16 protein-coding genes are annotated in these 20,380 nt (G+C 57.8%); 11 read left to right on the top strand and 5 right to left on the bottom strand.

Annotated features, from left to right (window positions below):
- Positions 1–131: 131 nt before the first annotated feature.
- Both OOF89_RS06570 and OOF89_RS06565 read right to left on the bottom strand, forming a co-directional pair.
- Positions 132–1,535 (bottom strand): MATE family efflux transporter, encoded by a 1,404-nt coding sequence (locus OOF89_RS06570; RefSeq protein WP_266079452.1) that lies wholly within the window; start codon positions 1,533–1,535, stop codon positions 132–134.
- Between the two features lie 123 nt (positions 1,536–1,658).
- Positions 1,659–1,970 (bottom strand): DUF378 domain-containing protein, encoded by a 312-nt coding sequence (locus tag OOF89_RS06565; protein ID WP_266079450.1) that lies wholly within the window; start codon positions 1,968–1,970, stop codon positions 1,659–1,661.
- Positions 1,971–2,147: 177 nt separating this feature from the next.
- Between OOF89_RS06565 and lipA the strand changes: the two genes are divergently transcribed.
- The 5 genes from lipA to lpdA all read left to right on the top strand — a co-directional run bounded on the left by lipA (position 2,148) and on the right by lpdA (position 8,658).
- A complete protein-coding gene (lipA, locus tag OOF89_RS06560) occupies positions 2,148–3,086 on the top strand; it encodes a lipoyl synthase (RefSeq protein WP_266079448.1) in 939 nt (312 codons plus the stop codon).
- A 286-nt stretch (positions 3,087–3,372) separates the two neighbouring features.
- A complete protein-coding gene (gene pdhA, locus OOF89_RS06555) occupies positions 3,373–4,494 on the top strand; it encodes a pyruvate dehydrogenase (acetyl-transferring) E1 component subunit alpha (protein WP_407661594.1) in 1,122 nt (373 codons plus the stop codon).
- 3 nt (positions 4,495–4,497) lie between these two features.
- Complete coding sequence (locus tag OOF89_RS06550; RefSeq protein ID WP_266079445.1) at positions 4,498–5,493, top strand: alpha-ketoacid dehydrogenase subunit beta; 996 nt, start codon at positions 4,498–4,500, stop codon at positions 5,491–5,493.
- A 1-nt stretch (position 5,494) separates the two neighbouring features.
- On the top strand, positions 5,495–6,991 hold the full coding sequence (locus tag OOF89_RS06545; protein WP_266079444.1) for a dihydrolipoamide acetyltransferase family protein: 1,497 nt from the start codon (positions 5,495–5,497) through the stop codon (positions 6,989–6,991).
- Between the two features lie 242 nt (positions 6,992–7,233).
- Entirely contained in the window at positions 7,234–8,658 is a 1,425-nt protein-coding gene (gene lpdA, locus OOF89_RS06540) for a dihydrolipoyl dehydrogenase (RefSeq protein ID WP_266079442.1), read from the top strand.
- Positions 8,659–8,807: 149 nt separating this feature from the next.
- On the opposite strand, the gene OOF89_RS06535 is transcribed toward lpdA, so the two are convergent.
- A complete protein-coding gene (locus OOF89_RS06535; RefSeq protein WP_266079440.1) occupies positions 8,808–10,319 on the bottom strand; it encodes a DNA-directed DNA polymerase II small subunit in 1,512 nt (503 codons plus the stop codon).
- Positions 10,320–10,402: 83 nt separating this feature from the next.
- Here OOF89_RS06535 and OOF89_RS06530 point away from each other — a divergent pair, with 83 nt between their 5' ends.
- Both OOF89_RS06530 and OOF89_RS06525 read left to right on the top strand, forming a co-directional pair.
- A complete protein-coding gene (locus OOF89_RS06530) occupies positions 10,403–11,158 on the top strand; it encodes a S26 family signal peptidase (RefSeq protein ID WP_266079438.1) in 756 nt (251 codons plus the stop codon).
- Positions 11,159–11,225: 67 nt separating this feature from the next.
- A complete protein-coding gene (locus OOF89_RS06525; RefSeq protein ID WP_266079436.1) occupies positions 11,226–11,441 on the top strand; it encodes a DUF7569 family protein in 216 nt (71 codons plus the stop codon).
- A gap of 271 nt (positions 11,442–11,712) precedes the next feature.
- Here OOF89_RS06525 and OOF89_RS06520 read toward each other — a convergent pair whose 3' ends face one another.
- A complete protein-coding gene (locus OOF89_RS06520) occupies positions 11,713–13,752 on the bottom strand; it encodes a S9 family peptidase (protein ID WP_266079434.1) in 2,040 nt (679 codons plus the stop codon).
- A gap of 158 nt (positions 13,753–13,910) precedes the next feature.
- On the opposite strand from OOF89_RS06520, the gene OOF89_RS06515 reads away from it, so the two are divergent.
- The 3 genes from OOF89_RS06515 to OOF89_RS06505 are packed head-to-tail and all read left to right on the top strand — an operon-like array spanning position 13,911 to position 18,095.
- A complete protein-coding gene (locus OOF89_RS06515; RefSeq protein WP_407661627.1) occupies positions 13,911–14,936 on the top strand; it encodes a TAXI family TRAP transporter solute-binding subunit in 1,026 nt (341 codons plus the stop codon).
- A 46-nt stretch (positions 14,937–14,982) separates the two neighbouring features.
- Positions 14,983–15,420: a DUF1850 domain-containing protein gene (locus OOF89_RS06510; RefSeq protein WP_407661626.1), complete on the top strand. Its 438-nt coding sequence runs from the start codon at positions 14,983–14,985 to the stop codon at positions 15,418–15,420.
- Positions 15,417–18,095 carry a TRAP transporter permease gene (locus OOF89_RS06505; protein ID WP_266079429.1) on the top strand — a complete coding sequence of 893 codons (2,679 nt, stop codon included), beginning with the start codon at positions 15,417–15,419 and terminating at the stop codon, positions 18,093–18,095. Before OOF89_RS06510 ends, OOF89_RS06505 begins: the two co-directional genes overlap by 4 nt.
- 291 nt (positions 18,096–18,386) lie before the next feature.
- Here OOF89_RS06505 and OOF89_RS06500 read toward each other — a convergent pair whose 3' ends face one another.
- On the bottom strand, positions 18,387–19,106 hold the full coding sequence (locus OOF89_RS06500) for a DedA family protein (RefSeq protein WP_328517186.1): 720 nt from the start codon (positions 19,104–19,106) through the stop codon (positions 18,387–18,389).
- A gap of 89 nt (positions 19,107–19,195) precedes the next feature.
- On the opposite strand from OOF89_RS06500, the gene hemB reads away from it, so the two are divergent.
- Complete coding sequence (gene hemB, locus OOF89_RS06495; RefSeq protein ID WP_266079427.1) at positions 19,196–20,179, top strand: porphobilinogen synthase; 984 nt, start codon at positions 19,196–19,198, stop codon at positions 20,177–20,179.
- Positions 20,180–20,380 lie beyond the last annotated feature (201 nt).

The following is a 20,380-nucleotide window of genomic DNA, read 5'->3' as shown; positions in this document are numbered from 1 at the left end:
CCGAGCTTGCTTGCGATTTCACTTTCAGTCTGCCCACCGCGTCTTTAAGTACTCCGGCGTTCACTCTCCGGACGCGGTCAAACGCTCCGCGCTCCCCATTCTTTCCCCTTTCGAACCCCTGAGCGACAGCGTTAGTCCGCCGGGTTCGACGCGGTTTCTATTGCACGTTCGATCATTCCGTTGCTAGTCGAATAGTAGTAGTACGTGCCCGCGCCGATCGCACCGACGATGTTCGAAATCGTGACTGCCCAGAAAGCGGCACGAACGGTGTACCCGAACCACAACACGCCGATCGCAGCGATCGGCAGTCGAACCGACCAATATTTCAGCAGATCAGCAAGCATAGTTACTTTGGTCCGGCGTGCACCGTTGAAACCAGCATTGAACAGGTACATCGCTCCGATGGCCCAGTAGCCGTAGGCCAATATTTTGAGGTATTCGACAGTTAGTTTGAAACCATTCGGAGTCATGTCGGGCACGAATATTCTGACCAGTGCTCCGGGGGCCGCCCACTGGACGACGCCCACGAACGTCAGACCGATAGCGGCGATAGCCGCACCGGTCCACGTGGTCCGTCTGGCACGCATCGGTTTGTCAGCCCCGATATTTTGACCGATGATGCTCTGTGCGGCCTGTGAAAGACCACCTGCTGGAATGAATGCGACGCTGGCGATGCGCGCACCGACTGTGTACGCCGCAAGTGCGGCAGAACCACCGGCAGAAACCACGACCGCGATGATGAAGAGGCGGACTGATTGGCCGGCCGCACGCTGACCGCAAATCGGAAGACCGATATCGAGAATTTCACGGTAGTCGGTTCTCCGAAACGTCATTGACTTTCTCGTAATCGAGAATCCGTTTCGCCCCCGAAGCGTCATCCCGAGGGCGAACAGCAACGACATGGCATAGCCGAGGATGGTTGCAAGAGCGGCGCCAGCGACTTGAAATCCGGAAAAGTCCGGGATTCCGTAGCCGAAGATGAGAAACGGGTCAAGAATCATATTGACAACGACTGCAATGATATTGATGTAGAGAGCCGCACGTGAATCACCCCATCCGATGAAACCCATCTCGATGGCATCACACATCCCTATAAGCGGGAATCCGAGCGAATACGTGGTGAGATAAACAACCCCCATCGACGCGACCGACGCCTCGGCGCCGAACAGGGAGATGATCCCGACCCCAAAAACGAACACGAACGCAGCAAGCATCGTTCCAAGGACGAGCGCGAGTGTAACGCCGTGAAAGACTGCACGTCGTGCACCGGATTCATCATTCGCACCGACACGCTGGGAGACGAGAACTTGCGTTCCGACGTTGGTAATCATGACGGCGGAAAACAAGAGTGCGAGTAACGGGAAGTTCAGTCCGACCGCCGCAACCGTATCCTCACCGAGTCGCCCGAGCCAGAACGTGTCGACTACTTGTTGAGCAACTTGAACGAGGTTTTGCATGACAAGCGGAGCGGCGAGAAGGAGGAGAGCGCGTGTAAGAGATCCGTTCGTTATTTCCTCCCGAGAGACATCCACCATGGTTTTACTGTTATAAGCAGTATAAAATACGGATACTATTTATAGATATCCTAGAAGCGGGGAAAATAGTATCCTGAAATCGATTTACAGGAACAGCGTAACGAAGACGCCGACGAAAATCGTCTATTCAGTTTGTTGTGCGACCTGTTGGCGCGACCGGCGACTCGCACGACGGATTTTGTAGCTGGTGTAGATGAAGTACAACCCGGCTAATCCAACGAGGACGTAGATGAGATTTGCGACGACGAGGGCGATATCAGGAAGGAATAACAGCCCCATCGCTTGTTGGACGACGTTTACTCGCGTGCCAGTCAACCCAGTCACGCCAATAATACCCCAGTTGAGCGCGCCAACGACGACGAGGAGCATGCTGAACCAGTCCAACCCATTAGTCTCCATAGCTCTGCTCGTCTCCATGCTCTCTTTCGTTGCCATAACACGTGTATAGGCGCAGAGAGAGCATTGTTATTTGGCAGTTGTACACCGTCAGACGAGAGTATTTCCGGATTTCCAGTCGGCAACGCCGAACTATACACGGATTGTGAACGAAAAGCGCGACCCATCTTCACGAATACCCTATCCTTTTGTCGCCCGGGCCCGAAATCGCGGATAATGAGTGGGCGGCGCAAACCCGACTGGCTGAAGATGCGGCCTCCGTCGGGTCAGGAGTTTACGGGAATCAAGCAGACGCTCCGCGAGCACGACTTACACACCGTCTGCGAGGAAGCGAACTGTCCAAACCTCGGCGAATGTTGGAGCGGCGGAGGATCGGACGGCGGGGGGACTGCCACGTTCATGCTGATGGGTCACAAATGCACCCGAAATTGTGGGTTCTGTGACGTTGATACGGGCGGCGGCGAGCCGCTCGACCCCGACGAACCGGCGAACGTAGCGAGCGCCATCGCGAAGATCGGTCTCGATTATGTGGTTCTCACCTCGGTTGACCGAGACGACCTCGAAGGGCAGGGTGCAGAACACTTCGCACAAACGATTCGAGAAATCAAAAAACGACACCCGGGTATCCTCGTGGAGGTGCTGATTCCGGACTTCCAGGGCGAAGACGAGTTAGTTCGGAAGATTATTGACGCGGAACCGGACGTTATCGCGCATAACGTCGAAACGGTCGAACGACTACAGCGGCACGTTCGTGATCCACGTGCGGGATACGAACAGAGTCTTGGCGTGCTCGAACAAGTCAAACGCGAGTCCGACATCTACACGAAAACGAGTCTGATGTTGGGCCTCGGCGAATACGACCACGAGGTGTATCAGGCGCTTTCCGACCTTCGTGAGACGGACGTCGATATCGTGACGCTCGGGCAGTATCTCCAACCGTCACGAGCGCATCTCGATGTCGAAGAGTACGTTCACCCCGCGAAGTTCGAGACGTGGCGACATGTCGCCGAGGACGAATTGGCCTTCCTGTACTGTGCCAGCGGACCGATGGTTCGCTCGTCGTACAAGGCAGGCGAACTGTTCGTCGATGCCATCCTCCGGGACGGGAAAAGTGTCGAGCAGGCACGGCGGGAAGCGCGCCGCGCGTCGGTCTGAGTGAGCGACAAGCGGTGAGGTGGAGACGCCACACGAACCGCGAGACATGATGAACGAGGGGACCACGTCCCATCGTACAACGAACACGAGCGCACCCGGATGAGAGGAGGAGGAAGTCGATGAGCTGTCCATCATTCGACTTACAACCGTCGAGGAATTTTAAATAGAGAAATTTATCCGAGTTATAAACGACATTCCGGTAGAAATGGCAGACGGAGGAGTTCCTATGGGAAATTAATTACGAAAACCCTATAACCCGCGCCAGAGTTCTTTCGCACATGTCAGGATGGGTTCGACCGTGAGCATCGTACACCAAGACCCCCAGGAACGAGTACAGATACTGGATGAAGACGGAACGGTGTTGGACGGTGCGGAAGTGCCGGACCTCTCCGACGAGGAACTGGTGGACATGTACCACCAGATGAGCCTCGCCCGTCACTTCGACGAACGCGCAGTCAGTCTCCAGCGCCAAGGCCGGATGGGAACCTACCCGCCACTTTCGGGGCAGGAAGGTGCCCAAATCGGCAGCGTCTACGCACTGGACGGCGACGACTGGATGTTCCCGAGTTACCGTGAGCACGGTGCGGCGCTGGTTCGTGGTCTCTCGCTTACACAGACCATGCTCTACTGGATGGGCCACGAAGCGGGGAACGAAATCGCCGAGGATTCCAACCTTTTCACTGTCGCAGTGCCGATCGCAACGCAGATCCTTCACGCGACGGGTGCGGCATGGGCATCCCGCCTGAACGACGAAGAGAAAGCGTTCCTCTGTTATTTCGGCGATGGCGCCACCAGCGAGGGGGACTTCCACGAAGGACTGAATTTTGCAGGGGTTTTCGACGCTCCGGCAGTTTTCTTCTGTAACAACAACCAGTGGGCGATTTCGGTACCACGAGAGCGCCAGACCGCCTCGAAAACCATCGCACAGAAAGCAACCGCCTACGGGTTCGAAGGCGTGCAAGTAGACGGAATGGACCCGCTGGCGGTGTATTCAGTCACCAAGGATGCGGTAGACAAGGCAAAGAATCCGGGCGAGGACGAACTGCGTCCAACACTCATCGAGGCCGTCCAGTACCGGTTCGGCGCGCATACGACCGCCGACGACCCGACGGTCTACCGTGACGATGAGGAAGTCCAGAAATGGAAGAAAAAGGATCCAATTCCGCGGATGGAGAAGTTCCTGCGGAACAACGGTCTACTGGACGACGAACGCGCGGACGCCATCCAGGAAGATATCAAACAACAGGTCGCCGACGCCATTGACGAAGCAGAGGCAGTTGAGCGTCCAGAACCCGAGGAGATCTTCAACCACGTGTACGCGGACATGCCACGGCGACTCCGCGAGCAGATGGAATCGTTCGAACGACTCCGTGAACAGTACGGAGACGAAGCCCTTCTGGAGGATTAAATCATGAGTCAGGCAACTAGTGAATCGGAAAACCTTACGCTCGTTCAGTCGGTCCGCGACGGACTGTACACTGAAATGAAACAAGACGACGACGTCATCGTCATGGGCGAGGACGTCGGCAAAAACGGTGGCGTATTCCGCGCAACCGAAGGCCTTTACGAGGAATTCGGCGACGACCGCGTCATCGATACGCCGTTAGCAGAATCCGGTATCGTCGGAACGGCGATCGGGATGGCTGCCTACGGTCTGAAACCCGTTCCGGAGATGCAGTTCTCCGGGTTCATGTACCCAGCATTCGATCAAATCGTCTCGCATGCCGCCCGCATTCGCACACGTTCGCGCGGACGGTTTACGTGTCCGATGGTCGTCCGTGCGCCATACGGTGGCGGAATTCGCGCACCGGAACACCACTCCGAGTCGATGGAAGCGTTCTACACCCATCAGCCCGGTCTCAAGGTCGTCATGCCGAGCACGCCCTACGATACGAAAGGCCTGCTCACGGCCGCAATCCGTGACCCCGACCCGGTAATTTTCCTCGAGCCGAAACTCATCTACCGCGCGTTCCGCGGCGAAGTGCCGACGGAATCCTACGAGGTGCCGCTCGGTGAGGCCGCAGTCCGCCGCGAAGGTGCCGACATCTCGGTGTTCACGTGGGGTGCGATGACCCGTCCGACGATGGAAGCCGCGGAGGAACTCGACGGCGAAATCGACGTGGAAGTCGTGGACCTTCGAACGGTGTCGCCGCTCGACGAAGACACCATTATCGAATCGTTCAAAAAGACCGGACGCGCGGCAGTCGTCCACGAAGCCCCGAAGACGGGCGGTCTTGCCGGAGAAATCGCGGCGACGATCCAGGAGGAGGCGCTCCTGTATCAGGAAGCCCCGGTCGAGCGAATCACCGGCTTCGATACGCCGTTCCCACTGTACAGCCTCGAAGATTACTACCTCCCCGAACCCGCCCGAATCAAGGAAGGCATTCGCGACGCGGTGAACTTCTAACATGGTACGCGAATTCAAACTCCCGGACGTTGGCGAAGGTGTCGCAGAAGGAGAACTCGTCAGTTGGCTGGTCGAAGAGGGCGACGAGGTCAGTGAGGACCAACCCGTCGCGGAAGTCGAAACCGACAAGGCAATCGTGGAGGTTCCCTCCCCGGTCAACGGGAGCGTCCGCGAACTTCGCGCGGAGGAGGGCGAAGTCGTCCCCGTCGGCAACGTCATCATCACATTCAACGTGGAAGGCGAGGATGACGAGGAATCGACGACCGAGAGTGCCAAGTCGGAAGAACCGACGGAATCACAAGCGGAAGTCAGCGAAGAGCCGGAAGTTTCGGAAGAGACCGAGACGCCCGAAGGACGCGTCTTCGCGGCTCCGAGCGCCCGCCGACTTGCGCGTGAACTCGGTGTAGACATCGGTGCTGTCGATGGGACCGGGCCGAGCGGTCGTGTGACAGAACACGATGTTCGCACAGCAGCGGAAAGCACGACGGACGAGGTCGAACAGGAAACGGAAGCGGTCGAGTCGGATGACGACCTCGAAATCCAGCCGGAAAACGGCGGTTCAGCCTCTGCTGGTCCGTCGCCGGACACGATCGAACCTGCTGACCGTGAGCGAACGCTCGCCGCACCCGCTACGAGACGGCTCGCTGACGAACAGGGTATCAACCTCAATGCTGTGCCTGCCGTCGAAGAGCGCGACGGACAGGCGTTCGTCACGCCGGAAGCCGTGCGGGAATATGCGGAAGCACAACAGCACGCACAGGCCGCGGACGCCGCCGCAGTCGCGTCAGGCGAAACCGGCCCGCGCGAGGAGCGGATTCCATACCGCGGCATTCGGCGAACCATCGGCAAACAGATGCAGAAGTCGAAGTTCACCGCGCCGCACGTTACCCACCACGATTCCATCGACGTGACGGAACTGGTGGAGACGCGCGCCGAACTCAAGGAAATCGCCGAGGAGCGCGGTATCAAGCTTACCTACATGCCGTTCGTGCTGAAGGCAATCGTGGCGGCACTGAAAGAGTACCCGTACCTCAACAGCGCGTTAGACGAGGAGAACGAGGAAATCGTCGTCAAGAACTATTACAACATCGGAATCGCGGTAGCGACCGACGATGGCCTGATGGTGCCCGTCTTGAAGGACGTGGACAAGAAGGACATGCTCCAGATCTCCTCGGAAATGAACGAACTGGTCGAGAAGGCCCGCGACCGCACCATCTCCCGTGACGAGATGCAGGGCGGCACGTTCACCATCACGAACTTCGGTGCCATCGGCGGCGAGTACGCGACGCCGATTATCAACCATCCGGAGGTCGGTATCCTCGGACTCGGCGAACTGAAAAAGCGTCCCGTCGTCGTGGACGACGAAGTCGAAGCGCGGTACACGCTTCCGATTTCGATGTCCATCGACCATCGTATCATCGACGGTGCAGTCGTGGCGTCGTTCGCCAACCAACTACTCGAATATCTGCACAACCCCCGACTGCTCCTGTTGGAGTAATCGAGGAGCATCACACGGATTTCCGTATTTTTTCGATTTGAAAAGCGGTGCGTCAGAAAGGTCCAACGACAAACCGGGTCCACCGATTAATCGAAGAAAACTGCGATAGCCGTTATTGAGACACGATAAGTTCCCTCACCGAGAGTAGATAGGGTACAAAATCGTGCTCATTGCCAACATGCGTCCAATTGCTGGCTCGTAATCCACCTGATTTTTTACCCGGTAGCTACTCTACTCGGGTAATGGTCGTCGGAGACATCTCGACAGGAACGGACGTGCTGGTTATCGGCGCAGGACCGGGTGGCTACGTCGGCGCTATCCGCGCTGGCCAGTTGGGACTCGACGTAACGCTCGTGGAAAAGGACGCCTACGGAGGAACCTGCCTGAACTACGGGTGCATCCCGTCGAAGGCGATGATTACGGCGTCCGACTTGGCGTACGATGCGAACAACGCCGAGGAGATGGGTATCTACACGAAACTTGACGTGAACTACGGCGAGATGGTCGAGTGGAAGGACGGTGTCGTCTCCCAGTTGACGGGCGGCGTCGAAAAACTCTGCAAGGCCAACGGCGTTTCACTGATGGAAGGTCGCGCCGAGTTCGCGGACGACAAATCGGTTCGCGTCGTCCACGGCGGCGAAGGACAAGGTTCGGAAACCGTCGAGTTCGAACACGCCATCGTCTCGACCGGAAGCCGGCCGATCGAGATTCCCGGCTTCGAGTTCGACGGAGAGCATATCCTCAGTTCACGACAGGCACTCGCGTTGGACGACGTTCCCGAGAGCATCGTCATCGTCGGCGCAGGCTACATCGGCATGGAACTGGCCGGTGTCTTCGCCAAGCTCGGCTCCGACGTGACGGTCGTCGAAATGCTCGATTCGGTGCTCCCGGGCTACGAGGATGACCTCGCACGACCGGTGAAAAAGAAGGCCGACGAGTTAGGAATCGACTTCCATTTCGGGCAAGCCGCGAAAGAATGGGAAGGGTCGGGAAGGGGCATCACCGTCGTGACCGAGGACGAGGACGGCGACGTTTCGGAGTTCGGTGCCGAAAAGGCACTCGTGGCGGTCGGTCGGCAACCCGTCTCCGACACGCTCGAACTCGAAAACGCCGGTATCGAAACCGACGAAAAGGGATTCATCCAGACGGACGACCGTGCCCGAACCGAACAGGAACACATCTTCGCCATCGGCGACGTGGCTGGCGAACCGATGCTCGCACATAAAGCGAGCAAGGAAGGACAGGTCGCCGCGGAAGTCATCGCGGGCGAACCCTCGGCCCTCGATTATCAGGCCATGCCCGCCGCGGTGTTCACCGACCCCGAAATCGGTACGGTAGGACTGACCGAAGAGGAGGCCGAATCACAGGGCTTCGAACCAGTCGTTGGCAAGTTCCCGTTCCAAGCCAGCGGTCGCGCACTGACCACGGGTCACGCCGAAGGGTTCGTCCGAATCGTGGCCGACGAACCGAGCGGGTTCGCCCTCGGCGCGCAGATCGTCGGACCGGAAGCCTCCGAACTCATCGCTGAGTTGGGACTGGCCATCGAGATGGGCGCGACGTTGGAAGACCTCGCCGCAACGATCCACACCCATCCGACGCTCTCGGAGGCAGTGATGGAGTGTGCCGAGAACGCGCTTGGACACGCGATTCACACGTTGAATCGATAATCGCTACAGACTCGGTAGCGAAGTGGTTCCCGCGGTTCGTTCCCTCGGCGCAGATACTCACGTCCTTTTTAAGTCGACTATTTGTATCAATCCACTATTATCAATGTATTTCAACGGGAAAAACCAGCAACCGTGACCGACGATTCGAATCAGGCGAACTTCCGAACCGTCACATCGAGCGTATCCAAATCGACGATCGGTGCGAACCCTGAGTCAGGGTTGATGTTCACGCTTTTCTGGAAATCGGTCTGTGCTTGCCAACAGCCGGAGTTCATCGCGAGAACGTTGTGATACTTGCCGAATCCGAGTTTGTGGACGTGTCCCGTGTGGAAGATGTCCGGCACTTCGTCGATGACGAGATAATCCTTTTCTTCGGGTGCAACTCGGGTATGGCCGCCGTACTGTGGCGCAACGTGGCGCTTTTTGAGGAGTTGGTACATCGCTTTGTGTGGCTCCTCGTAGCTCGCTTTCTCCTCGGGCATCTCCGCGATGACCTCGTCCAGCGATACGCCGTGGTACATCAGCACCGAAACGCCCTCTATCGTAACTGTGGACGGGTTGCCCGTGATTCGGGCGTCGTGAACGTCCATAATGTCGCGTAGTTCCTCGTCGAATCCGGGTTGGGGTTCGGCGAGTCGAACTGCGTCGTGGTTGCCCGGAATCATGACGATCTCCATGTCGCCGGGTACTTCCTTCAGATACTCCGAGAACTTTTCGTACTGCTCGAAGATGTCGATAATGTCGAGTTCCTCGTCCTGATTCGGATAGATACCGACGCCCTCGACCATGTCACCTGCAATGAGGAGATATTCGACATGTTCTGCCTCCTCGGTATGGAGCCAACTGGTAAACCGCGACCATGCGTCAGCCATAAACTCCTGGCTACCGACGTGAACGTCGCTGATGAGCGCGGCCTGCACATGGCGATCAGCAGTCGAAGGTTTGTAGGTTCGCGGTACATCCGGGAATTGGAGCGAATCGACGAACAGGATGCCAGCATCGCTCGAAAGCGTCCCTTCGACCGCAACCGTCTCGTCCAAGAGGAGTTCGTCCACGAGACCAGCGAACTCCTTGTCCTTCATAATGAGACACGGAAAGGTACCGTTCGTATCCTCGAGTTCGACGAGCCAATGCCCGCTCGCCGTCGAACGAATGTCACTGATCATACCGACGATGGCGGCATCGCTGCCGCCAGGCATGCTCGCGACTGCGTTCGTGGGACGAGCGTTCACCCGACCACGAAGCTGTCCAGAGAGTTGTTGGAAGCGGTCGCGAAACACCGTGACGAAATCGTCGTACTCGCCCGTTCCCGTACTCTGTCCGGTTACGTCCCCCTCGATACCGACGGACTGAAGCGCTTCGTTTCGTGATACGGACCCCTCCGTTTCGACTGGAACAGCCGTCTCCATTGTGGATGGTTTCGGCGTTTCGTTTCCAGTCGAAACAGAGGGGTTTTGACCATCGGATGATTCGGTATCGAGAACCTCCCTAACGTGATCGACGGAGAGTTTCAGCGCGTTTTCGGGGGCGGATTCGACTGCACGGATGAGCGCACTGTCGGGGTTCGGTGCGCTTGCGAGAAGCGTCACCGCCTCTCGGTCAGCGTTGTACCCGCGGCTCGTGAGTTCTTTGACGATTCGAGCCGGGGTCTCTAATGGCACGTATCGATGAACGAACGGATGTGCAAAAAACGTAGCGAACTAACCCAGAAGGTTGACAATCCATGGAAGTTTAGAGAGCCGTAATGAGTCCCCCAGACGAGTCGTCATCAGACGGCGTACGGGACACCGGCCCCGAGGGATCGGGGCTTGTCTCGTGGCTTCGTTGGTTCCGGCACACCGACAACGGGACGGTCGTGTTCGTCCGAGAAATGCTGGAGAGCGCCGCTGTCGTCCTCTTGATCGGTCTCGTGCTTTTTGCGATCAGTGGTGTATGGCCACCGATGGTCGCCGTCGAAAGTGGAAGCATGGAGCCACAGATGGAGCGTGGTGACCTCATCTTCATCATGGATCAGAGCCGTTTCGTTCCGGATGCCGCACAGGAAGGAACTGGTGTCGTCACGTACCAACAGGGTGCAAAAACCGGGTACAGCAGTTTCAATCAACCCGGGGACGTGATCATCTACCGACCCGATGGAAGCACGTACGAAACGCCCATCATCCATCGTGCGCGGTTCTGGGTCGATAAGGGGGAGAACTGGTACGGCAAGGCAAATCCGGAATATCTCGGTGGTGCCGACAACTGCGACGAACTCCCGAACTGTCCCGCCGAACACGCTGGATTCATCACCAAAGGGGACAACAACAACGCGTACGATCAAGTCGTCCGTATCAGCGAACCGGTCAGACCGAATTGGATTCGCGGCACAGCCGAAGTCAAAATCCCGTGGCTCGGCCACGTGCGCCTGTTCTTCTCCAGTACGGCACCCGCGGATATGCACGTGCAATATCAGCCGTCTCAGCCGGGAACTAACGGGACTCGCTACGCGCCGCCCGCCTGAATCCTGCATCCGACATCCGCGTGCTTCCTGACGAGTTTTTATATATTCGGCGTCACATTGACCGCGCATGAGCGACCAAGACGAACCGGAACTGTGTGACGATTGCCAAGAACCACTGACGGATGCACTCGCACGAACAGTTCGTTTGACGGTTGACCGTTCGCAAATCGACAGTCAGCGACTCTGTCCGGAATGTTTTGCCGATTGGATAGACCGCTACGAAAACGAGATACAGCCATCCCACGAAACCGGGAACGAAGGTTCCGAAATCATCGTCGACTGAACCCCCTTCTTTCGAGTCGAAATCGAGTGAAAGCGCTGAGGGAGGGTTCATTCGACCCGCTAATGAAACCGGCCACAAAGCAGTATAGAGCACTCGATACCGCGATAGAGGGGTAACCACCGAGCATTACAGCTCGTTTCGAACTATATCTCGAACGGGACGGTCGAACGAATCAACCCCTTCGTTTCCGGTCAAAAACCGGCAGACTGCGGTCGAATTCTCGGAAAAACCAGCCCGAACGAAACACACCTCTCCACGACAACAGTTGGCGTTATTCGTCTCCGTTAGTCTCCTGGTCTTCGTCGTCCACATCCGCCGCAGAGAGTCCGTCATCACCGCGTTCCAATGCTTTCGGCACATCGTGGTAGTCGGAGTAGCCGTCGAACCAGCGAACGATTCGTTCCAGTCGGTCGACGACATGGCCCGGTTCTCCGCTTCGAGAGAGTTCGTGACCCTCACGCGGATACCGTACGAGACGGGTTTCCACGTCGTTTTTCTTCAACAGCAGGTAAAGCATCTCGGCGTTGTTCACCGGGACGCGGAAATCGTCGTCGCTGTGGATGACGAGCGTCGGGGTCGTCACGTCCTGCACGTAGGCCATGGGAGAACGGTCCCAGAGGAACTCCGGTTCGTCCCACGGTGTCGTGTCGAAGTCCCACTCGATGAGTTTGAACGCGTCGGTCGAACCGTAAAAACTGCTGAGTTCGTACACGCCACGTTGCGTGACGGCACCCTTGAAACGGTCGGTGTGACCGACGATCCACGACGTGAGATAGCCACCGTAACTGCCGCCGGTGACGAACATGTCGTCCGTATCCACATAGTCGCGTTTTGCTATGGCGTCGGTACCTGCCATCACATCCTCGTAATCGACAGTTCCCCATCCACGCTCGATTGCGGCCATGTGCTCCTCGCCGTACCCGGTCGAGCCCCGTGGATTGCACCAAAAGACGACGTAGCCCTGTGCAGCAAGCGTCTGGAACTCGTGCCACATCGTGCCGCTGGTAGACCACATTGCGTGTGGCCCACCGTGAATTTCGACCACGAGCGGGTACTGTTTGTCCGGTTCGAAGTCAGGTGGTGTCAGCGTCCATCCTTGAATTTCCGTGCCGTCGTCGGATTCGAACCGAAGTTCCTCCGGTTGGCTAACCGCCCTGTCGTCCAAATACTCCGAGTTGGTGCGTGTAAGCCGACGGGTTTCGGCGCCGCCAGGTGTCGAGACGAACACGTCTCCCGGATGGTCCCACTCGGATTTTGCGTACGCGATGGCATCGGAACCGACGGAAAACTCCGTGACGTGTCCATCGGCGACGACCCGTTGTGGGTCGTCGCTTCCGTCACCGGGAACGCGCCAGATGGCGTAGTCTCCCTCGTCAGGTGTGCCGAAGTAAACGCGCTCCTCGTTTGCATCCCACTGCGGCGGCTTCGAAACCGTCCTGTCGAGGGTGTCAGTGAGGGTCACCGTCTCCTCGGTCGAACGGTCGAAGACCTTGATTTCTGTCTGACGGAGTGTCGCATTCTCCTCCGGGCTGTAGACGTAGGCGATCCGACCGTCCGCCGTTGCAGAAATAGATGCCCCCCAGCAACTCGTCTGGAAGATCGTCTCTTCCTCGCCGGAGTCGATGTCGTAGAGCGCGACATCCATGATGATGTTGTCGTCGGGGTCATCCTTACGCTTGACGCCGTAGTAGAGCGTCGTTTCGTCGCCCCACTCGGGACTCGAAAAGTCGAAGTCACCGTCGGTAAGTCGGATGACCGACTCGTCTTCGAGGGTCGCGAGATAGATGTGGCTTCGTTTACCGTCGAAATAGCGCTGGCCCGCCCGATACACCTTCCGGTCGATAACACGGGGGTCCGGCGTTTCGGGTTCGTACTCTTCACCATCGAGTGCGATATCGCGTTCCTCCTCACGGTCGTCTTCAGTGCTCCGTTGGACGAACGCGATTCGTCTCCCATCTGGCGACCACGCGAGTTGTGAGACGCCGCCTGCTACGTCCGTAACCCGTCGGGCCTCGCCGCCTGTGGTCGGTAGTACCCAGAGCTGTGGTCGGTCGTCGTCGGCACCACGGGTACTCACGAAGGCGAGTCGGTCACCACTGGGACTCCATCGTGGACTGCTATCTACGCCTTCGTCGATAGTGAACTGGGTCGGTTCACCGCCTCCGAGCGGAACGACGTATACCGTCGATTCATACTCCTCGTCGTCCTTCGGGACGGAACGAACGAAGGCGACGCGCTCGCCGTCCGGTGCCACTTGAGGATCGCTCACTTTGGCGATGTTGTGATAATCGTTGGCATGTATCGTTTCCATACCCAATTCTCGAAATGGGACCCAAATATACTTTCGATTCGAAATACTGAGGTAAGTGAGCCTTTCTTTGCGGTATTTACCGTTTCCGGTCGGTAGTGCAGCGTTTCCGATTCGAAGCGTCGATTGGCTATATGAACTCTCAGAAAGAGGTCAGAAACATGGTGGGGGAACTCAATCGACGTGGATTCGTGAAAGCTGTGGGCGCAACCGGGCTCCTTGGGCTTTCCGGAACCACATCGGCACAGCAACAGCGATTAACCTGGTTTGCGGGCGGAACCGGCGGGACATACTTCCCGCTCTCGAATCAGTTCAAGACGATAATCGAGAACAACACTGACTACACAGTACAAGTGCAATCGACTGGCGCGAGTGTCGAGAACGTCGGCGGTCTCGCACAAGGAAACGCCGATTTTGCGCTCATCCAGAACGACGTCGCCTTCTACGCGTACAACGGAACGGGCATCAGCGAATTTCAAGGGACCGCGATCAAGAGCCTACGCGGCGTGGCGACGTTGTATCCCGAGACGATTCACATCGTAACGCTTCAGGAGAGTAACATCGATACGCTGGAAGACCTGCAAGGGAAGACCATCAACACGGGTGACCTCGGAAGCGGAACCCAGTTGAACGCGATTCAGATTCTGGAGTCGGTCGGCATTCAGCAGAACGACTTCACCCAACAGAATACCAGTTTCTCGCAAGCAGCGGATCAACTTCGAAACGGCGACATCGACGCCGCATTTGTGGTCGGCGGCTGGCCCGTCGGCGCAATCGAGGAGTTGGCGACGACAAACAACATCGCATTCGTGCAGATTTCCGGCCAGACCCGACAGAATATCAGAAATCAGGCGACGTGGTTCGCCGACGACACGATTCCGGCGGGAACCTACAGTGGCCAGAACGAACCCGTCCAGACCGTCGCAGTGCAGGCAATGATTGCGACAACCCAAGACCAACCGAACCCGGCCGTCAGCGGCGTGACGGAATCCATCTTCAACAACACCGGCCAGCTAACTCTGAAACAGCAGTTCATCAACCGGAAGACCGCGCTTGACGGAATGTCCATTCCGCTTCACCCCGCCGCACGGGAAATATTCGGCCCAGCGACGACACAGGGAGGTGGAAACCAGGGCGGCGGAAGCGGATCAGGAGGCAATGACTCCGGTGGAAACGGTGGTTCGTAATACCACGATATGGTCGCTCGCCCTGTGTGCCATCCTCCTGTTTGCGATTCCGGCGGGAGCGGGTTCGGGAATACGGAGTACGAACGACGGAGCGAGCGAGCGAATCCTCGTCGTTGCCGATGCCGACACGGGCGATCCGATACTCGTCTCACCGGTCGAAAACGGAACGCGGGTAACGCTTTCGTACACGCACAGCGTCGAGAAAACGCCGGTTCACGACGTGTACACGGTGAATGGGGATGAACTGGTGATGACAGAGATGCGGTTTCAGTCCTACGGGGCAGGACTCCCAGCCACGGCCAACGTCACGACGGAAAACGGCTGGTTCGTCTTCGACCCGCCGGGACGGTACGAGCGGATTTCCGTCGCGCCGGGTGACGTGGCAAGCCACGAACTACGAATCGATGACGAACGGTACGACCTCGTCGAACTTTCGGGCGACGAGTCGGTCGAACTGTTCGTCATCAAACGGTGTCCGACATGAGCGACACACTCAGTGAACAAGCACAAGAGGAACTCGTCGAAGAACTCGAACATAGACGCCACCTTCGAGGGACGGTTGCAGTCGTCGCCTCGGCTATCGCCATCGCGTTCTCGGCGTTTCAGATGTGGCTCGCGGCTCGCGGATTCATCTTCGAGGTGACGCTCCCTATCGTTGGAGGGATTCGACTGGGTGCGCTTCAACTGCTCCAAGTGAACGCGGTACACGTCACGTTCGCCCTGCTGTTATCGTTTCTCCTGTTTCCGACTTCGACCGGGCGAGGGTTTCTCTCGCGCCGTCTCGGCCGCATCGTCCCGACACTCCGCGAACGACTCGGTGACGATAATCCGGTGACCCGCGGCGCGGCAGGGTTACGTCGAGGGGTTCGCTGGGCGATGGTAGATTCGGACAGGAATAGAGTTACGCCAGTCGATGGCGTCATGATGGGGATATCGCTGTTGGCCGTTTGGTACATGTTGGCCGACTTCGAAGAGATCCGGGGAATGCGGGCGCTCGGCCTCGGATTCGGGCGCACGATTTCGGAGGTATACCCGTTTCTCTCACCGATCGTCGATGCACTTTCGGCTATCGGAATTCCGTTAAACGACGTGTCCTACGCGTTCGTTCTCGGGGTGCTCGGCGTCCTCCTCGTGCTCGACGCGACGCGACGAGCACTCGGCCTCTACTTGATGATCATCGTCGCATCGTTCATCGTTTATGCGCGGTGGGGGTATCTGATTCCACTCGATGCACCCATCATCGGCGTGCTTTCGATACCGCCGCTCGACTGGGATTCCATCGTTCAGAACCTCTGGTACAACACCGAAAACGGGGTGTTCGGAATACCGGTCACCGTGAGCGTTCGTTTCATCTTTATCTTCATTCTCTTCGGGGCATTCCTGGAAATGAGTGGGGCTGGCCAATGGTTCATCGAACTGGCGTACGCCGCGACCGGACGCAGAAAAGGCGGTCCGGCGAAAGCGTCCATCCTCGCATCCGGGTTCATGGGAACCATCAGCGGGTCGTCAATTGCGAACACCGTGACGACGGGGGCATTTACGATTCCGTTGATGAAACGCTCCGGCTATCGCCCCGAGTTCGCGGGGGCCGTCGAAGCCTCTGCATCTTCCGGCGGGCAAATCCTCCCGCCAGTCATGGGCGCGGCGGCGTTCCTCATCGTGGAATATACGCTGACGCCGTTCCGCGACGTGATTATCGCCGCGACGATCCCCGCAATCGTCTTTTTCTTCGGTGTCTGGGTAATGGTCCATCTCGAAGCGTCGAAGGAGAGTATCGGTGGATTGGCGGATTCGGAAATCGTTAACGTTCATCCGCACCTCCTTCGTGGATGGTTTTACCTCATTCCGCTACTGTTGCTCCTTTACTTTCTCATCATCGAGCGATTGTCCATCGAACGCGCAGCGTGGTTCACTCTTATCGCTATCGGTGCACTCATCGCGTTCGTTGCGGCGTACAATCGCCGTTCGAGAGTGGCCCTCATCGGAACGATCGGAGGCCTCTCCGCGCTTCAGTTCGTCTCGTTTGTGACTGGTGGTGTCGGTATCGTCTCACTTCTCACCGGTGGCGGCGGAGCGGGAACCACACCTATCGTCGCACTCAACGCCGTGGCTGGACAACTCGGATGGATAATTCTCGCGGTGAGTTTCGCAACCATGTTACTTCGACCGCACGCGGACGCACCGCTTCTCGATTTCGACGGGCAAGTCGATACCGCGGTGGCAAAAGGAGCGAAGGCACTTCGGCGTCCGAAACTCGCCGACAACCGTGGGTTCCAGTACGGTGGATTCGTGCTCACGTCGATGGATTCGGGCGCGCGAACCGCGACGACGGTCGTCATCGCAGTCGCGGCCGCGGGTATCATCCCCGGCGTCATCAGCGTCAGCGGACTCGGGCCGAATCTCACAGCACTCATTCAGACGGTCAGTGGCGGCTCTATCGTCGTACTCTTGATTTTGACGGCGATTTCATCGATCATTCTCGGAATGGGGATGCCGACGACGGTAACGTACATTATCCTCGTTTCGATGCTCGGTGATGCTATTGCCGGGTTCGGAATACCCATTCTGGCGGCCCATCTGTTCATCCTCTATTTCGGTGTCATCGCGGATATCACGCCACCGGTGGCGGTTGCGGCTTATGCGGCCTCCGGAATCGCGAAATCCGACCAGTTCCAAACGGGGGTAGAGGCGTTTTCGCTCTCGTTGAACAAGGCCATCGTTCCGTTCGCGTTCGTGCTGACACCCGGAATTTTGCTTCTGCGCGGTGTCGGGACCGGACAGCAGGTCCACGTCATCGGATTGAACGACGTTACCAACCTCGGCTACTTCGTTCCCGACGTGTTGATTCCAGTGGCAGGCGTTTTCGTCGGTGTCGTGGCACTCGGTGCGACGGTCATCGGCTATCTCTACGCCGACGTGAGCAGGATGGACCGAGTATGGTTTGCGTTGTCCGCACTCCTCCTCATGGCTCCGCTGCTGTTGTTCAACACCGTGACAGGCCTGTTCGGATTGGTCGGGTTACCCACCTTCGAACCAGGGTCGTTCGACCTCGTCCTCCGGGCAGTCGGGGCAATCGCGTTCGTCGCACTCGCGCTCAAGAATCGGCGACGATCGGACAGGCAAGCGGCGGAGGAGCGTGGCAGGACTGAAATGGCCTGATGTCCGGTCGCATTCAATCCGATATTTCCACGGGACCGTTCGCGTTTCGACACACCGTCTGCTGAACGTGAAACGCGATTTCGATAGAAGGCGCGCCCGCGCATCGTTCATGGCATGGCACGCGACAAACGGCACGCGGGCGCACTCGAAGGTACGTTTTCAGGAGAGTTAGGTCTATCGCTATGGTAAAACCACGACAGTTCCAAACTGAGCAAGATTCCGTCGGGGGGTTTCCGACCGAAGCCGAGATGTCAGTTGTGGGTTAGAACAATGTCAAAATACGATGATAGTTCAGAACGGGAGGTAGTCGAGGAGGCCGAGTTCGATGGTGTAAATCGCGAATGCGGCGAGCCACGACTGAAAAATCAGCGTACCGATCGCCGAGAGGATGATGAACTCCCAGTCTCGCATCTCCGCGAATCCGGCCGGGACGGTGATCATTCCGCGCGTAAACAACAGCGCGTTACTCACTGGAACGACGATACGACCCCATCGTTCGAACCAGCCATCGAATCGGTCCAACGATGATTCGCTGATACGGAACCATGGCTTTTCGAGGAGGTACTCCCGGCCGCCACGTTTTGCGAGCGAGAACAGCGCGTACTGGCCGATCGTCGCGCCGACGACGGCGACGAAAATAATGACGGCGATACCTCGAAAATCGTCGGGGGAAGCTAATACGTAGACTGACGTGGGGACGAGACTCTCGCTCGGTGCGAAATAGAGTAACATCGCACCCTCCAAGATGAGGATGAGGAAGAGGGCAAGCAGTCCGTACTGGTCGAGCCACTGTTCCGCGAGTGCCTTATCGCCGATTAGGAAGAGGTAGATACCGACGACCGCGGCGGCCGCGACACCGGCAACGAGCAGGATAATGCCGTAATCGGAGAGGAACTGTCGGATGGAGTTTGACTCCGAGCCAACCGAGAGGAGTGCCAAACCGAACATCGAAAGGGCGAACAGACCAACGAGGGGAGTCGTCTCGGCTGCGACGAGCGAGGCGAGTTGCATCTGCTACGGCTATTGACGTGATGTACTAAATGTGTTATGACCCGCGTTCGGAGCGACGCGGTTTTGGGTGCTCCACCGGTAGCATCGGTATGAACCCTATCGAGCGCCCGCGTCGTCTTCGACGAGACGGTCTCCGCGAACTGGTCAGCGAGACTGAAATAGCGACGGACGACCTCATCGCCCCCGTCTTCATCGATGCGACGACCGACGAACGGGTTGCAATAGATACTATGCCCGGACACGAACGTGTCCCTATCGACGAGAGCGTGGCTCGAGTCGAGGAAGTACTCGAAACCGGTGTCGAGGCTGTCATGCTGTTCGGCATTCCGGAGTCAAAAGACGAACGGGGCAGTCGTGCGTGGGCAGACGATGGCGTCGTCCAAGAAGCGACTCGAAAAATCACGAGGGAGACGGGCGCCACAGTCATCACCGACGTTTGCCTTTGTGAGTACACCGACCACGGTCACTGTGGCGTGTTGGAAAACGAGGCCGCGGACGAGCCGCGGCTCACGGTAAAGAACGACGAAACGCTCGGCCTCCTTCAAAAAATCGCCGTCTCACACGCCAAGGCCGGTGCGGAGATGGTCGCACCCAGCGGTATGATGGACGGGATGGTCGGCGCGATTCGAGAGGCGTTGGACGATACGGGATACGCGGACGTACCCATCATGAGCTACGCCGCGAAGTACGAATCGGCATTTTATGGGCCATTTCGCGACGCGGCGGACGGTGCACCGGCGTTCGGAAATCGGCGGCATTACCAGATGGACCCGGCCAACTCGCGCGAAGCCATGCGCGAAGTCGAACTCGACGTGGAACAGGGCGCTGACGTGCTGATGGTGAAACCGGCACTCCCGTATCTCGACATCGTCCGCGACATCCGCGAGGAGTTCGACCATCCCATCGCCGCCTACAACGTCTCCGGAGAGTACGCGATGATTCACGCGGCAAACGAGAAGGGGTGGCTCGATTTACAGGAGACCGCAGTCGAGTCCCTACTATCCATCAAACGTGCCGGTGCGGACCTGATCTTGACGTACTTCGCCGAAGATATCGCCGACGAACTCGCTTGAGCGAGTTCGTCGGCCGTCGTAATCGACCTCAGTACCGGTTCGAATGTCGCCAAAACTGTCGATACACGCCCGTCTGCGAGTGATTCTCGTGCGCGCCAAGTTGCGAGCGTAGAAATAAACCGTCCAACTCTGTTCGGTTTTACGTGGACGACTGTCCAAAAGTTCGTTCCAGAACGACCACTTTTTGCCCATATTACAACC

The organism is Haladaptatus caseinilyticus (genome assembly GCF_026248685.1).
Classification (GTDB): Archaea; Halobacteriota; Halobacteria; order Halobacteriales; family Haladaptataceae; genus Haladaptatus; species Haladaptatus caseinilyticus.
Note: the sequence above shows the minus strand (reverse complement) of the source record. Positions and strands in the feature narration are given on the sequence as shown.